Here is a 14566-nt window from a genome sequence, read left to right on the forward strand (position 1 = left end):
CGGGCGACGTCACACACCGCTGGGCCCGTTCACACACGTTCTGACGTGTGTGAACGGGCCCGACGGTGTGTGACGTCGGTCGGCTACTGGGCCGGTGCCGTCGGCGGGGCAGGGAAGACTGCCGGGCGCGGCACGCCGGCGCCGTCGAACGCGTCGGTGATGGCGGCGTTGAGCGCCCGCTGCACGGCGAACTGCTGCCCGGGCTGCACCTTCACGGTCAGGCGAAGCGTGATGCCCTCGGTGGCGATGCGCTCCACGCCGAGCACCTGCACCTCGCCCAGCACCTGCGCGGCCAGGTCCTTCTCCGCGAGCCGTTCCTGCGCCGCCCGGCCCGCCAGCTCCGTCGCGTCGGCGACGTCGGCGCTGTGCGCCACCGGGATGTCGACGACGGCGACGGCGTAGCCCTGGCTCTTGTTGCCCACGCGCAGGATCTCGCCGTTGCGCACGTACCAGACGGTGCCGCCGACGTCGCGCAGCGTCGTGATGCGCAGGCCGACGGCCTCGACCACGCCGCTGGCCTCGCCGAGGTCGACGATGTCGCCGACCCCGTACTGGTCCTCGAGCAGCATGAACATGCCGGAGAGGAAGTCGCGGACGAGGTTCTGCGCGCCGAACCCGACCGCGACGCCGACGATGCCGGCCGAGGCGAGGATCGGGCCCAGGTTCACCCCGAACTCGGCCAGCACCATGATCGATGCGACCACCAGCACGACCGCGGACGCGATCGACCGCAGCACCGATCCGATCGTGCGGGCCCGCTGCACGCTGCGCGGGCTGTCGGCCGGCGTGGGGTTGCGCGGCAGGCGCGAGGTCAGCCGCGTGAGCCGCGTGCTGGTGGCGCCGTCGACGACGCGGTTGATCGCGCGGTGCAGCAGGTAGCGCACCAGCAGCGCCACCGCCACGATCAGCACGATGTGCAGGGTCGTGCTGACGATCGTGTCGGCCGACTGGGCGAGCACGTCGGAGTTGGTGAGCTGGAAGAAGGTGGCGCACCACGAACCGGGGTCGTCGGCGCAGGCGGGGCGGAAGGGCAGCAACTGCTCGTCGGCGAGGTTGTCGACGGGGGCGTACATCAGGGGAGCTCCAAACCGGTGTGGGCGGCGAGGAAGGCGAGCTGGTCGACCGACAGCGCGACGGTGCGGCTCACCGAGCGGGCGCCGTGCCCGACGTCGGTCTCGCGGCGCAGCAGCACCGGCCGGGTGTCGGGGTCACCGGCCGTGGCGTGCTGCAGCGCCGCGCACATCTTGCGGGCGTGACAGGGATCGACGCGGGAGTCGGCGTCGAAGACGGTGAACAGGACGGCCGGGTACGCCGTCCCGTCCTGGACGTGGTGGTAGGGCGAGTAGCTGAGCAGCCACTCGAGCTCGCCGGGGTCGGCGGCCGTGCCGTACTCGTCGTTCCAGGTGCGGCCCAGGGAGAACTCCTCGTAGCGCACCATGTCGAGCAGCGGGGCCGAGCAGACGACGGCGCGGTACAGCTCGGGGCGCTGGGTGAGCGCGGCGCCCACCAGGAGTCCGCCGTTGGAGCCGCCGAGGATCGCCAGCTGCTCGGGCGTCGTCGTGCCGGCCGCGACCAGCGATTCGGCGGCCGCGTGGAAGTCGTCGAACACGTTCTGCTTGTTGCCGCGGTTGCCGGCGCGGTGCCACTCCTCACCCTCCTCGCTGCCGCCGCGCAGCGAGACCACCACGTAGGCACCCCCGGCCTCCACCCACGCGAGCGCCGCCGACGAGTACGCGGGTTCGCGGGAGAGCGCGAACCCGCCGTAACCCGTCATCAACGTGGGGACGGGCCCGGTGTGCGCGGGGGAGAGCACGAACATCCGCACCGTGGTGCCGTCGCGGCTGGTGAACGTGCGCTGCTCGCTGCGGACCGCCGGCACCGTGACCGCGCCCGGAGCAGTGGCCTCGCGCACCACCTCGCCGGTGGCCGCGTCGAAGCGGTGCACCTCGGTGGGCGTCACGAAGTCGGTCCAGCCGAACCACAGCTGCCCGAACCGCTCGGGGGTGCGCGCGTCGGCCACGGACAGGCCGGTCAGCGAACCCGGGCCGGGCAGGGCGACCGTGCCGCGCGGGCTGCCGTCCAGCCCGTGCAGGGCGAGCTCGCCGACGGCGTGCCGGCTGCGCGCGAGCACCAGCAGCGGTTCCGCACCCGGCACCTCCAGGTACCGGACGGCGTCGAGGTTCGCACCCGGGTCCTCCGCCACCAGCTCCCGCCAGTGCTCCCGACCCGGCGTGCGCGGGTCGGTGACGGCGAGCCGCCAGCGCGGCGCGCCGTCGGTGGTGCGCACGTAGAGGCGGCGGTCGCGCTCCACCCACACCGTCGCGCGCACGCCGTCGGCCTGCGTGAGGACGGGCGTGAGCGGCGGCACCGGCGCGCCGGGGGTGAGCTCGGCGATCCAGACGCTGTCGCGGCGGGCCGTGCCGACGTTGGCGGACACGACGAGCCAGCGACCGTCGTGCGACAGGTGCAGGCCGTAGTAGGTGTGGTCGGTGTAGAGGCCCGGCCCGTCGACGAGCACGTCCTCTCTGGTGGGGGTGCCGACCCGGTGGCGCCAGATGCGGCGGTGGAACATCTGCTCGCCGGGGGGAGCCTCGTGCTCGGCGACCGTGCGCACGTACAGGAACTCGGTGCTGTCCAGCCACACCACCGCCGAGTAGCGGCAGCGGTCGATCGGCTCCTCGACCTGCTCGCCCGTGTCCACGTCCATGACGTGCAGGACGGAGTTCTCGTCGCCGCCGAAGGACAGCTGGTAGGCCAGCAGCCGGCCCTCGCGATCCACCACGCCGCCGTCCAGCGTGGTGCGGCCGGTGGGGTCGAGCGCCATCGGGTCGACCAGCGGTCGCTGCGTGCCGTCGGGCTCGACGACGTGCAGCACGGCGTGGTCCTGGTCGGGCTCGCGGCGGGTGACGAACCGCCGGCCCGCTTTCCACGACGGCGCCGACACCGAACCCGTGGCGGTGAGCCGCTCCAGCGTCGCGGTGAGCCCGGCCCGGCCGGGCAGTGCCGCCAGCCGGGCGGCGGCCAGCTCGTCCTGCGCCTGGGACCAGGACTTGGTGCGCAGGTCGTCCGGGTCCTCCAGCCACCGGTACGGGTCCGGGACGCGGTGGCCGTGCAGTTCGTCGACGAGATCGAGCCGGGGAGCATCGGGGTAGTGGTCCGTGGCCGTCACGCGGACCGAGCCTAGTTCAGCCGACCGGGCGACCACTCGGCGGTCAGGGCCGCCGGCCCCGTCCGGCGGCCTCCGCGCCGGTCAGGATGCGGGGCCGTGCGTCGAGGCCCGCCGACTCCGCGGCCCGTCACGGCGCCGATCCGGCGGGACGTCCGCCGCCGCTCGTGTGCGCGTTTCCGGCGGGAAGGCGGAGCCCGGGATAGCGCTGCTCGACGGCGGCGACCGTCCGCGGCGTCCAGTACGGGTCCGTCGGGGGTGGGAACCCGAGGCAGGTGAGCTGGTCCCCGGACAGCCGCGGGACGAGCGCGGTGAGCCGGGTCCACGCCGCGAAGCTCATCGAGCCCGGCGTGTTCACCGTCGACCCGGGCGTGGTGCGGAGGCTGTACGACACCTGCATCGACAGCCGTTCCGCCCCGACGGCCAGCTCGGTGCCGCGGTGGTAGGTGTTGAAGCCGAAGAGCAGGACGTCACCGGCGCGGGCATGGATCCGCTGCTCCACCTCGTACTCCGGCGCCGGCCGGGGGATGACGGGATCGGAGCCGACGTCGCGGTGCGCGGTCGCCGAACGGGGGACGACGGCGGTCGGCCCCAGCTCGTCGGTGCCGGCGTCGGTGAGGTAGATCAGCGCCACGACCCCGCGGTCGTCGTCCGCATCCACCGGTACGACGAGGCTGTACTCCTTGTTCTCCAGGTGCAGCGGCTGGTCGTAGCGGGCCGCGCCCCCGGTCTTGAGCACGGCCGTGCTGGCGCGCACGGTGGGCAGCCCCGGCAGCCCGAGGGCGGCGATGGCCGCGAGGATCGACGGGCTCAGCGCGATGTCGTTGAGCGCGTCCGTCGCGAAGGGAAAGGCGACGGCGCCGCTGGTGTCGGCGACGGCACCCCGCAGGGCCGTCTCGCCGGCCGCTCGCACGGCGGGGTCGAGCAGTTCGCGAAGGAGTACGAACCCGTCCTGGGCGAAGCGTTTCCGATCGTTCATCGACTGCCCCTCCTTTCGGTGCTCACCACAATCCGTCCGATCCCTTAGCCTCGATGCCGTTCAGGGGGACACATCGGGGGCAGCCGTGCACGTGCACAACCGGGGCGACCAACCGGACCGCACGATCCACTTCGGGGTGCTGGGCCCGGTCCAGGTGATCGAGGGCGGTCGCGACCGCACGCCGTCGCGTTCGCGGCTGCGCGGACTGCTCGCGCTGCTGCTGCTGCGCGCCAACTCGCCGGTCAGCAGCCGGGTGCTCATCCAGGAGCTGTACGGCGACCGGCCACCGACCACGGCGGCCACCGCGCTGCACGTCCACGTGTCGCAGCTGCGCAAGACGGTGTTCGACGAGCGGTCGAGGGCCGAGTCGACACAGCGGCTGGGCACGGTGCGCGGCGGCTACCTGTTGCGGGTCGGGCCCGACGAGCTGGACCTCTTCACGTTCGAGTCGCTCGTCGCCGACGCCGACGCGACGATGGCCGCCGGCGAGCCGGCGCGGGCCGCCGCGAAGTTCCGGCAGGCGTTGCGGCTGTGGCGCGGCCCGGCCCTGACCGACACGGACGCGCCCGTGCTCGTCGAGGTCTTCGCGCCGTGGGCGGAGGCCCGCAGGCTCGACGTCCTGCTGCGCCGCATCGCCGCCGAGATGGAGGCCGGGTCGAGCGCTGCGCTCGTGCCCGAGCTGCGCAGCCTCGTGGCCGAGTACCCGCTCGTCGAGCGCATGCGCGCCAAGCTGATCCTGGCCCTGTACCGGGCGGGCCGGCAGGGCGACGCCCTCGCGGAGTACGCCGAGCTGGCCGCGCTGCTGCGCGCCGAGCTGGACTGCGCGCCGAGCAGCGAGCTGCAGCAGCTGCACCAGCAGATCCTCGTCTGCGACCCGGCGCTGCAGGGCCGGCGGCACGTCGCCGTGATGCGCACCCACGAGCCCGTGACCCCGGCGCAGCTGCCGCGCTGCCCGGGAGCCCTGCACGGGCGGACCGCCGTGCTGGACGAGCTGGTGGAGGCGTTGGCGACCGGTCGGCGCCGGTGCGTGGTGAGCGGCGGCCCTGGCACCGGCTCGACGGCCGTGACCGTCGCGGTGGCGCACCAGGTGCGTGACCGCTTCCCCGACGGCCAGCTGTTCGCGACGGTCGACGCCGGCGCCACGCCCGCCGACGTGCTCGGCAGCTTCCTGGCCGCGCTCGGGCACCGCGGGGACGACCTGCCGATCGGCGGGGTGGCCAGGGCCCGGCTGCTGGTCGCCGAGCTCACCGCGCGCCGGGTGCTGATGGTGCTCGACGACGTCCCCGCCGAGTGGGGTGGCGCCGCACTGGCGACGCTCGCGGGGATGCCACCGGGCTGTGCGCTGATCGCCAACTCGCCCGGCCCGTTGCCCGAGCTCGGCCCGGGCGCGCGGGTCCGGCTCGGTCCGCTCCCGGACGCCGCCGCGCTCGAGCTGCTCGCCGCGGGCGTCGGCCGGCGTGCCGTCATGGACGAGGTCGGCGCGGCGACCGAGATCGTGCGCCGGTGCGGCCGGATGCCGCTGGCGATCCGGATCGTCGGCGCGCGCGCCGGCGGGCGACCGCACTGGAGCCTGCAGGCCGTGGCCAGGCGCCTGGCCGGTCCTCGGCTGCTCACCGAGCTCGCCGTCGGCGACGTCGGCGTGCGGTCGAGCCTGCTGCGCCGGTACGAGCGCTGCGCGGGCACCGATCGCAGCGCGTTCCGCTCGTTGGGGAGGTTGGACGCGCTGCGGGGTGCGCTCCCGGGCGCGGACGTCGACGTCGTGCCGGGCGTGCACATCGCGCCGCGGGCTGCTGCCGGCATCGCCGCCGCGGGCCTGCTGGAGGACAAGGCCGGCTCCGGGTACGTGCTCCGGCCGTTGTGCGCCGCCCTGGCCAGCGAGCTGTGGGCCGAGGAGGCGTCCTGACCGGCCGGAGCGGTGTCCGTCGGTCACAGCGGGTCCGGCGGGATGGAACGGGTCGGCGCGGCGGTGTGGATCGACGGACGGTTCGCTGTCATCACCGGGGCTCCCCTCACATCTGTGTGACGTGGTGCTCACAGCGTGTGCCCGGCGCCTTAACGTTGGCCTAAGCGGCTCACTTACGCGCGCCGAACGGCGGATGGGCCCGCCTGCTAGCCGGTCGATCCGGCGAGGTCGGCGAGGACCAGGTGGAGGTCGGCGGCGGCCTCGTCCGCCAGTGACTCCAGCCCGATCCGCCGGTAGAGCTCGACGCTGCGCCGCAGCCAGTGGGCGGCGTCGTCGAGGCGGCCGGTGTCGCGGTGCGCCCGTCCGAGCACGAGACCGGCTTTCGCGAGCGCCCGCGGATCGCCCAGCTCGGCGAGCCGCGGCATGGCCCCGCCGAGCAGCTCGACGGCCACCTCGGGGAACCCGCGGGCCCGGTGGACGTCGCCGAGGTAGCAGAGGGTCTGCACGACGGCCCGGGTGTCGCCGACGCTCTCGAACAGCGCGATGCACCGGCGGAAGCGCTCCTCCGCCGAGGCCCAACGCTGCTGGTCGACGTCCACCTCGGCGAGGCTGAACAGCGCGAACCCTTCCCAGCGCTTGTCGGAGAGCAGCTGGAAGGCGGCCACGCAGTCGGCGCCGAGCTGCTCGGCCTCGGCCGCCCGGCCCTGCATCCGCCGGACCCGCACGAGACCGCGGAGCACGTAGGCCCACCACCGGCGGTCGCCGAGCTCGTGGAAGATCTCCGCGGCCTGGGCGAGGCTCTCGCCGGCCTCGTCGAGCCGCCCGCTGTCGCGGTCCAGCAGGCCGCGGGCGCGCAGCAGCTGCGCCTGCCCTCGCCGGTCACCGGATCTGGCGAGCTCGGGCGCCGCCGCGGCGAGCAGTGCGCTGGCCCGCCGCAGGGGTCCGCGGTCGGCATACACGGCGGCCGTCCCGAGCAGGGCGAGCGCCTCGCCGTGCCCGTCGCCGAGGGCGCGCGCGCGACACCGCGCCCGGGTGTAGGCGACGACGGCCGCGCCCGCCTGCCCGAGGTCCCACGCGAGATCACCCGCGCGGCGCAGCACCCCTGCCTCGCCGTGGCGGTCACCGGCCTGACGGGCTGCGCTGAGCGCCAGGCGGATCGCGGTGCGCCGGCCCGTCCAGTCGCTGTGGACGTCGACGATCCAGTCGATCCGCTCGGCGAGCCGGACCGTCACCGCCCACAGACGCGCCTCGTGCGCGAGCGCGAGCACGTCGAGGGCGGTGCGGTACTCGCTCCCCGACCAGCCGAGCGGATCCGCGTCGAGCCCGGCGAGCAGCGCGTCGTCCACCGACCACGACACCAGCCTCGGCGGGGGCGCCGGGCTGCCCGGGTGCACCGCCCGCTCGGCCCGGCCGAGCATGGTGCCCATCGCCTCGGCCACGCGCCCGATGCCGCGGTTGATCTCGTCGACGGGGTCGGCGTCGGCCATCTCGGCGGCGAACAGGCGCACGAGCTCACCCAGCCGGTAGCGCACCTCGCCCATCCGGTCCACCCCCGCGACCTGCACGAGCTGCGCGTCGACGAGCCGTTCCACGATCTCCGCCCCGGTGCGCACGTCGACGTCGAGCAGGCCGGCGAGCACCCATGCCGGGAAGCCGGCGAGTCGCAGCCTGGCGAGCGTGCGCAGCGCGCGCTGGTCCTCGGGGCAGCACGCGCGGTAGCTCAGCCCGATGCTCGACCGGACGGCCAGGTTGCCGGCGACCAGCTCGTCGAGCCGGCTCCGCTCGTCCGCGAGGGACTGGGCGAACTCCGTGAGCGTCAGCTGGGGGTTGACCGCGAGCCGCGCCCCGGCGATCCGGACGGCGAGCGGCAGGTGCCCGCAGTGCGCCGCGATCGCTGCGGCGGCCACCGGTTCCGCGGCGACCCGCCCGCCGCCGACGGTCCGGTCCAGCAGTGTGATGGTCTCGGCGGGATGCAGCACGTCGAGAACGACGGTGGCGACGTCCTCGAGGCCGTCGAGCCGCTTCCGCCCGGTCATGAGCACGGCGCAGCCGGCACTGCCCGGGATGAGGGGCCGCACCTGCCGCTCGGACGCCGCGTCGTCGAGCACGACCAGCACGCGCCGGTCCGACAGGATGCTGCGGTAGAGGCGCTCCCGCTCGTCGAGCGAACGGGGGACCAGCCGGCCGTCGACCCCCAGCGCCAGCAGGAAGTCGCGCAGCACCTCGGCGGGATCGACCGGCGCGCCGGTGGCGTCGACGAGCTCGGCGACGAGCTGGCCGTCGCGGAACCGGTCGGTGATGCGGTGGGCGGCCTGCACGGCGAGCGTCGTCTTCCCGATCCCGCCGGGCCCGACGATCTCGCAGCACGCGGGCGCGCCGACGCCGAGCCGGGCAGCGGTGAGCGCGGCGACGACCCGTTCCAGGTCGTCGACGCGCCCGGCGAAGTCGGCGATCGCGGGCGGCAGCTGGGCCGGTACCCCGCGCGTGGTGGACGGCTGCGCGGTCGCTCGCGCCCGCGCGGTGCGCAGCGGCGCGCCCAGCCGGATCCGCTCCCGTACGGCCCGCAGCTCGGGCGACGGGTCGATGCCGAGCTCGTCGGCCAGGACCGTCCGGGTCCGCTCGTACTGGCGCAGGGCCTCGTCGCGCCGCCCGACCTGGTCGAGCGCCATCATGAGGAGCGCGACGAGCCGCTCCCGCAGCGGATGCTCGGCGACGATCGCGGAGAGGTCGGCGATCACCGGCGCCGGGCGGTCGAGGACGATCCGGGCGTGGGCGTGCTGCTCGTGGACCGCGAGCCACAGCTCGGTGGCGGCCGGGACGTACGCGGTGTGCAGCGCCGCGGACGCGACATCGGCGAGCACGGGACCTCGCCACAGCCGCAGAGCGGCGGTGAAGGCGTCGGCGGCCGCGGCCGGATCGCCCTTCGCCAGTGCGGCGGACCCGCGGTCGGCGAGCGCCCGGAAGCGGTGCAGATCGCACTGCATCGGGTCGATGCGGAGCCGGTATCCCCGCCGGGACGTCTGCAGCAGCTGGGCCGGGTCGCGGGCGGACCGGCCCGGGTCGAGGACCTGGCGCAGCTGCGAGACGTAGACCTGGAGCGCGGTCGTCGCCGTCGTCGGCGCGTCCGCGTCCCACAAGCCGTCGATCAGTGCATCCGTCGGTACCGGATTCGGTGCTCTGACCAGCAGCAACGCCAGCAGCGTCCGCAGTTTCGCCGGACGCGGCGTGCGGTCGGTGGCTCCGGCGCGCACCGACATGGGCCCGAGGATCGAGAACCGCAGTGCGTCCAGGTCACCACCCCCCAATGGTGAGCGCGACGGGTGCGGCACGCTCGCGCGCCCGATCCGGACATTCGCACCGGATCACCCGTTCAGGGCGGCCAGCGCCCCCGCGCCCCGATCGTCGCACGGGCCGGGCGATCCGTCCTGTTTAGGCGGCCGGTTAGGTCGATCGGCGAAGCTTCGCGCTCGCCGGGGGTGTCGGTCTCCGGCCAGGTGAAGGGGGCCCCATGCCAGTCACTGACCACCGGCTTCCGCTCGGGCTGATCGAGTTCCTCGACACGTCGGCCGGCACCGTGGGGCGCACCCGCGACCGCCAGCACCGCGCGCTCGCGGGCGCGGTGCTCGCCGACCGGATCGGGTACCGGCGGGTGTGGATCCCCGAGCACCACGGCATCGGGTCCGCCAGCACCAACCCCGTGCCGCTGGTCGCCGTGGTGGGCAGCCACACCCGGCACATCCGGGTCGGCACTGCGGTGTCGCTCGTGCGGGTCCGGCACCCGCACCTCACCGCGGAGGACCTCGTCACCTGCGGGCTGTTCTGCGGTGACCGCCTCGACGTCGGGCTCGGCCGGGGCGACGTCGCCGGGGACGCGGCCACGGCGCTCGCCGGGCTGCACAAGGACGACGCCGCCACGCGGCAGGCCGTCACGACGGTGATGGCGCTGCTCGACCACGGCTGCTCCTGGATCGAGCCGCTGGACACGCCGTTCCAGCGCTGGATGCACGGCGCTCGCGCCACGTCCGCGCAGCAGGCCGGCGAGGCGGGCTTCGACTACTGCCACGGCCTCTTCCTCAATCCCGACGAGGACGTGTGCCGCGCCGCGCTCACCGCTCACCGCCACGCGCACCCGGCCGGCCGGCGGGCCGCGGCGATCGCCGTCGTCGCCAACGACGACCGGCGCCGGGCAGGCGCCGACGCCGCCGTCCAGGGTGGGGTGCACATCAGCTGGGCCGGTACCGCGGCCGAGTGCGCCGCCGCGGTGGTCGCGCTGCTGCAGGGCACCGACGCCGACGAGGTCGTGATCGCCGAGCTGTCCCGTGACGCGGCGGACCACGCGGCGGCGCTGACGGCGATCGCCGGGCACGTGGCCGCGGCTGGTGCCGGCCTGCCGGTGGCCGTCGCATGAGCGCGCAGTTCGCGCTGGTCCGCACGGCGCTGCTGAGCGTGGGTGAGGCGGCCGCCATGGTCACGGCCGGGGAGTGCGACGACCCCGTCGCGCTCGCCGCGGTCGAGCTGGCGGCCGGTCCGCGCGTCGCCGCGGGCGACAGCGAGCGGGCGCGGGCGGCGCGGGCGCGCTACCTGGCCCGGATGGGCGGGCGGGCCACCCCGTTCGGGATCTTCGCCGGCACGGCGGTGGCGGACATCGGCGACGCGCGGCAGCTCGACCTCGACGTTCGGGTCCGGCACCGTGCCCACGTCCGGGTCGACGCGGAGGCGCTGCGCCTGCTCGTCCAGGAGTCCTACGACGAGCAGCCGTTCGGCAACAGGCCGTTCCGGGCGAACCCGACACTGCGCGTCGACGGCTCGGTGCTGCGGTTCACGCGGCTCGGCGACGCGACCGCGGACGTCGTCGCGATGCGGGCGAAGCCGGCGATCCGCACCGTGCTCGCGATCCTGGACCAGGGGCCGGCCACCGGGGCGGAGCTGGTCGACGGGCTGGCCGCGCACGGCGGCCCGGCGGCGCTCGCGGCGTTCGTCGAGCAGCTGGTCGGGACCGGCCTGCTCGTGCCGGCGCTCGACCTGCTCGAACCCGGCAAGGAGCCCGCAGAACTCGCGCTCGCGCTGCTCGAACGCATGGGGGACACCACGCGCGCTGCCGCGCTGCGCACACTGCTCGCCGCCGGGTGCGGCCCCCGGCCGCTCGACGCGGCGCTGCCGCAGCGGCTGAGCGCGGCCTGGAGGGCTGCCGCGCCCGCGACCGCTGCGTGGTCGGACATCGGGGCGCCGCACCGGTTCCACCTGGATCTCCAGCTCGGGGTGCCCGCGGCGGTGCTGGACCGGGCCACCGTCGACGACCTGGAGGCGGCCCTGCTGCGGGTGCGGGCGATGTCGTCCGGCCGCCACGAGCTCGACGACGTGCGCGACGCGTTCGTCGCGCGCTACGAGGACGCCGAGGTGCCGTTGCTGGAGGCGCTCGACCTCGAGGTGGGCGTGGTGCAGCACCACGCCCGCGCCGCGTCCGTGCTGGCCGGCAGCGCCGGGGTCCGCTTCGCCGACAGCGACGACCCGCCACGGGTCGACCCGCGGCGGTTGGCGGTGCTCGACACGTGGCTGCGGGCGGGCTGCCCGGCGGAGGGCGTCGACATCGCCGACCTGCCGGCGGCCGAGCACACCCCCGTCCGGTCCGTCCAGGCCGTGCTGCTCGACGACCACGAGGGCCGCTACCGCGCGCTGCTCGTCGGTGGTGGGGGCCGCGCACCGTTCGCCCTGATGGCGCGGTTCGCGCCCGGCCGGGACGACCTGGAGCGGCGGATGGCGCGGTGGGTGGCCGACGACGGGCCCGATCCCGACGAGCCGATCCGCGCCGAGCTGGTCCACAACCCGGGAGGGCGCATCGCGAACGTGCTGGTCCGCCCGCGGGTGTACGAGCACACGATCGCGCTGGCCGGCGCCGGCGGCGGGTCGCTGTCGCTGGACCGGCTGCTGCTGCGGGTGCAGGGCGACCGCTTCGCGCTGCGCGACGCCCGCACCGGACGGCCCGTGCACGTGGAGCTGAGCTCCGCGCACAACGTCGACATGGCGGGGCAGGACCCGCTGTACTCGTTCCTCGGGCACCTGGCCGCCCCGGGCGGCGCGGCGTGGTCCTGGGGCGCGCTCGAACGCCTGTCGCGGCTTCCGCGGATCACGTGCGGGTCCGTCGTGGTGGCGCCGCAGCGGTGGCGCGTCGAGGCGGCCGAGGTGGCGGAGGTGCTCGCCTCGCCGTCCCCGGCCGCGCGGCTGCGGCAGCTGCTCCCCGGCGTGGCCGACCGCCGCTGGGTCGGGACGGGCGTGTACGACCACGTCCTGCCGATCGACCTGTCCACGAACGCCTCGGTGGCCGCTGCGCTCGGCCGCTCCGGGACCCGTGCGATCGACGTGTTCGAGATGCCGCAGCTGGAGAGCCCCGCCGTGCGCGGGCCGAACGGGCGGCACGTCGCCGAGGTCGTCGTGCCGGTCCGCGCCCGCCGGCCCGCCGCGGTGGGCCCGGTCCCGGCGCGGTTCGAGCAACGCCACGGCGACGGCTGGGTCTACTTCCGCTTCCACACCGGGTTCGCCGCGGCCGACACCGTGGTGACCCGGGCCGCCGACCTGGCCCGCCGGCTGCGCGCCACCGGGACGGCGACGGGCTGGTTCTACCTGCGCTACGGCGAGGGCGGGCACCACGTGCGGGTGCGCATCCGGCCCGCGGAGGGTGCTGCCGACGCGGTCGTCGCCGCGCTGCGCGCGCTCGGCCGGGAGCTGCGCGCGGAAGCGCTGGTCAGCCGGGTCGTCATGGACGACTACGTGCCCGAGGTCGCGCGGTACGGCGGCGCGGCCGGGCTGGCGCTCGCCGAGGAGTTGTTCGTCGCCGACAGCGACGACGTGGCCCGCGTGATCGCGGCCGGCACCGCAGAGGCGGACCGGCTGTACCGGACGGTGGCCGACATGGTCGCCTGGTGCGACGCGCTCTTCGCCGACCCGGCGAGCGCGCAGGAGTTCCTCCGCCTCGGCGGGACGGGGCAGGGGCTGCAGTTCCTGGCTGAGGGCAACCGGCACGGCATGTTCCACCGCGAGCACCGGACGGTGCTGGAGGAGCACCTGGCCCGCGTCGCTCCCGACGACGCGGTGCTCGATCGGCTCCGCGCGTTGGCGACCCAGGTGCGCGGCAGGCTCGACCGCCGCCGGTCCGACTCCGTCCTCGGCTCGGCGCTGCACATGCACTGCAACCGGATGTTCGCCTTCGACGCCAACCGCCTGGAGTTCCTCGCCTACGAGCTGGCCCGGCGGACCCTGCGCGCCCGCGAAGCCCGCCGACGTGCGTCATGACGATCGACGAGGCCTCCCACGAGGCCGCTGCCGAGGCCGTCCAGGACGTGGCGGCACTGGCGCGCACGCTGCTCGACGACGCGCGCGCGGGCATCGCCGGGTCCGCCGACGTCGGGCTGCACCTCGACCTGGCGACCGCCGAGCTCGCTTTCGACGAGCCGGAACGGGCCAGGGCGGAGCTGCGCCGGGCGATCGGGCTGCTCGGCGACCGGCGACCGCCGCCGTGGCTGTACCGGGGTGGCGCCGCTCATCTGGGCTGGGTGAGCGCGCAGGTCGCGGCCCGCCTCGGCGACCCGGGACCCGATCCGCGATGGGCCGCCGTCGTCGGCGAGACGGTCGCCGCGTTCCCCGCCGACCGCGACGTCGACCTGCCGCTGGGGCTGCTTGGCCTCGGCGTGTACGCGCTGGCCCACCCCGACCCGACGGTGCGTGCGCCGCTGGTCGAGCGGGTGCTCGACGTCGTCGCCGACCGCGCCGAGCACGACGTCGACGGCATGTTCGTGCGGCTCGTCGACGCCCCGCACCGGCGCCGGGACGGGTCGGCGGGCCTCGTGCTGCTCGGCGTCGCGCACGGCATGGCGGGACTGGTGTCACTCCTCGCGTCGGTGGCCGACGCCGACCTGCCGGGCCGCGGTCGGGCGCACCGCCTCCTCGCCGGCGCCGTGCGGTGGCTGCTGCGCCAACGCGTTCCCGACGAGGCGCGCTGGGTGCGGACCGGCCATCAGCCGCACCGGCTGACGTGGTGCTACGGCGATCCCGGGATCGCGCTCGCCCTGTCGGTCGTGGCCACGGCGACCCGCTCGGCCGCGGTCGAGGCGGCCGCCGCCGCGATCACGGCGGACGCGCTCGCCCGCCCACCGACGGAGGCCGGGGTGCTGGACGCGACGATCTGCCACGGCGCGGCCGGGCTGATCTGGTTCGGTCACCGGGTCGCCACCGGCGCCGGCGATCCGGCGGCTGCGCGGTTCACCAGGACCTGGGTGTCGCACGTCGTGCAGCAGCGATCCGCGGGCCCGCTGGTGTACGTCCGGCCGGACGGCCCGGGCCGCGACCACTCGTTCCTCGAAGGGGACATCGGGGTCGCACTGGCGCTGCAGTACGTCGCGACCGGCACGCGGCAGCCGTGGGAGCAGCTGCTGCTGGGGTGCCGCATCACCCCGCACTGACGCACGGCCCGAATCGAACCCCGCATGCGCGGTGACCAGCTGGGTCACCGCGCATCTTTGCGTTC

At 75.5% G+C, this 14566-nt stretch carries 8 protein-coding genes; 4 read left to right on the plus strand and 4 right to left on the minus strand.

Annotated elements, in window-relative coordinates; all coding sequences use genetic code 11:
- Positions 1-83: 83 nt before the first annotated feature.
- From ACQEVB_RS18795 to ACQEVB_RS18805, 3 genes are all read right to left on the minus strand, one after another.
- Positions 84-1073, minus strand: coding sequence for a mechanosensitive ion channel family protein (locus ACQEVB_RS18795; protein ID WP_432972888.1), 990 nt, complete (start codon positions 1071-1073; stop codon positions 84-86).
- On the minus strand, positions 1073-3169 hold the full coding sequence (locus tag ACQEVB_RS18800) for a prolyl oligopeptidase family serine peptidase (RefSeq protein WP_432972891.1): 2097 nt from the start codon (positions 3167-3169) through the stop codon (positions 1073-1075). Before ACQEVB_RS18800 ends, ACQEVB_RS18795 begins: the two co-directional genes overlap by 1 nt.
- Before the next feature lie 127 nt (positions 3170-3296).
- Positions 3297-4145 (minus strand): phytanoyl-CoA dioxygenase family protein, encoded by an 849-nt coding sequence (locus tag ACQEVB_RS18805; RefSeq protein WP_432972894.1) that lies wholly within the window; start codon positions 4143-4145, stop codon positions 3297-3299.
- Between the two features lie 85 nt (positions 4146-4230).
- On the opposite strand from ACQEVB_RS18805, the gene ACQEVB_RS18810 reads away from it, so the two are divergent.
- Positions 4231-6048 (plus strand): BTAD domain-containing putative transcriptional regulator, encoded by a 1818-nt coding sequence (locus tag ACQEVB_RS18810; RefSeq protein WP_432972897.1) that lies wholly within the window; start codon positions 4231-4233, stop codon positions 6046-6048.
- Between the two features lie 206 nt (positions 6049-6254).
- Here the strand turns inward: ACQEVB_RS18810 and ACQEVB_RS18815 are convergent, their stop codons facing one another.
- On the minus strand, positions 6255-9305 hold the full coding sequence (locus ACQEVB_RS18815; RefSeq protein ID WP_432972900.1) for a BTAD domain-containing putative transcriptional regulator: 3051 nt from the start codon (positions 9303-9305) through the stop codon (positions 6255-6257).
- Between the two features lie 251 nt (positions 9306-9556).
- On the opposite strand from ACQEVB_RS18815, the gene ACQEVB_RS18820 reads away from it, so the two are divergent.
- Genes ACQEVB_RS18820 through ACQEVB_RS18830 form a run of 3 tightly spaced genes read left to right on the plus strand, consistent with a single transcriptional unit; the run spans position 9557 to position 14501 of the window.
- Complete coding sequence (locus ACQEVB_RS18820; RefSeq protein ID WP_432972903.1) at positions 9557-10456, plus strand: LLM class flavin-dependent oxidoreductase; 900 nt, start codon at positions 9557-9559, stop codon at positions 10454-10456.
- The gene (locus tag ACQEVB_RS18825; RefSeq protein ID WP_432972906.1) at positions 10453-13335 is read left to right on the plus strand and encodes a thiopeptide-type bacteriocin biosynthesis protein; all 2883 of its coding nucleotides are present in this window, start codon (positions 10453-10455) and stop codon (positions 13333-13335) included. The genes ACQEVB_RS18820 and ACQEVB_RS18825 overlap by 4 nt, the downstream gene beginning before the upstream one ends.
- Positions 13332-14501: a lanthionine synthetase LanC family protein gene (locus ACQEVB_RS18830; RefSeq protein WP_432972909.1), complete on the plus strand. Its 1170-nt coding sequence runs from the start codon at positions 13332-13334 to the stop codon at positions 14499-14501. The genes ACQEVB_RS18825 and ACQEVB_RS18830 overlap by 4 nt, the downstream gene beginning before the upstream one ends.
- The last annotated feature ends 65 nt before the right edge of the window (positions 14502-14566 follow it).

This window comes from Pseudonocardia sp. CA-107938 (assembly GCF_050936315.1).
Lineage (GTDB): Bacteria > Actinomycetota > Actinomycetes > Mycobacteriales > Pseudonocardiaceae > Pseudonocardia.

Coding starts and splice junctions, on each gene's coding strand:
- ACQEVB_RS18815 (WP_432972900.1), bottom strand. CDS start 9,305: ATGTCGGTGCGCGCCGGAGCCACCGACCGCACGCCGCGTCCGGCGAAA.
- ACQEVB_RS18825 (WP_432972906.1), top strand. CDS start 10,453: ATGAGCGCGCAGTTCGCGCTGGTCCGCACGGCGCTGCTGAGCGTGGGT.
- ACQEVB_RS18805 (WP_432972894.1), bottom strand. CDS start 4,145: ATGAACGATCGGAAACGCTTCGCCCAGGACGGGTTCGTACTCCTTCGC.
- ACQEVB_RS18820 (WP_432972903.1), top strand. CDS start 9,557: ATGCCAGTCACTGACCACCGGCTTCCGCTCGGGCTGATCGAGTTCCTC.
- ACQEVB_RS18830 (WP_432972909.1), top strand. CDS start 13,332: ATGACGATCGACGAGGCCTCCCACGAGGCCGCTGCCGAGGCCGTCCAG.
- ACQEVB_RS18795 (WP_432972888.1), bottom strand. CDS start 1,073: ATGTACGCCCCCGTCGACAACCTCGCCGACGAGCAGTTGCTGCCCTTC.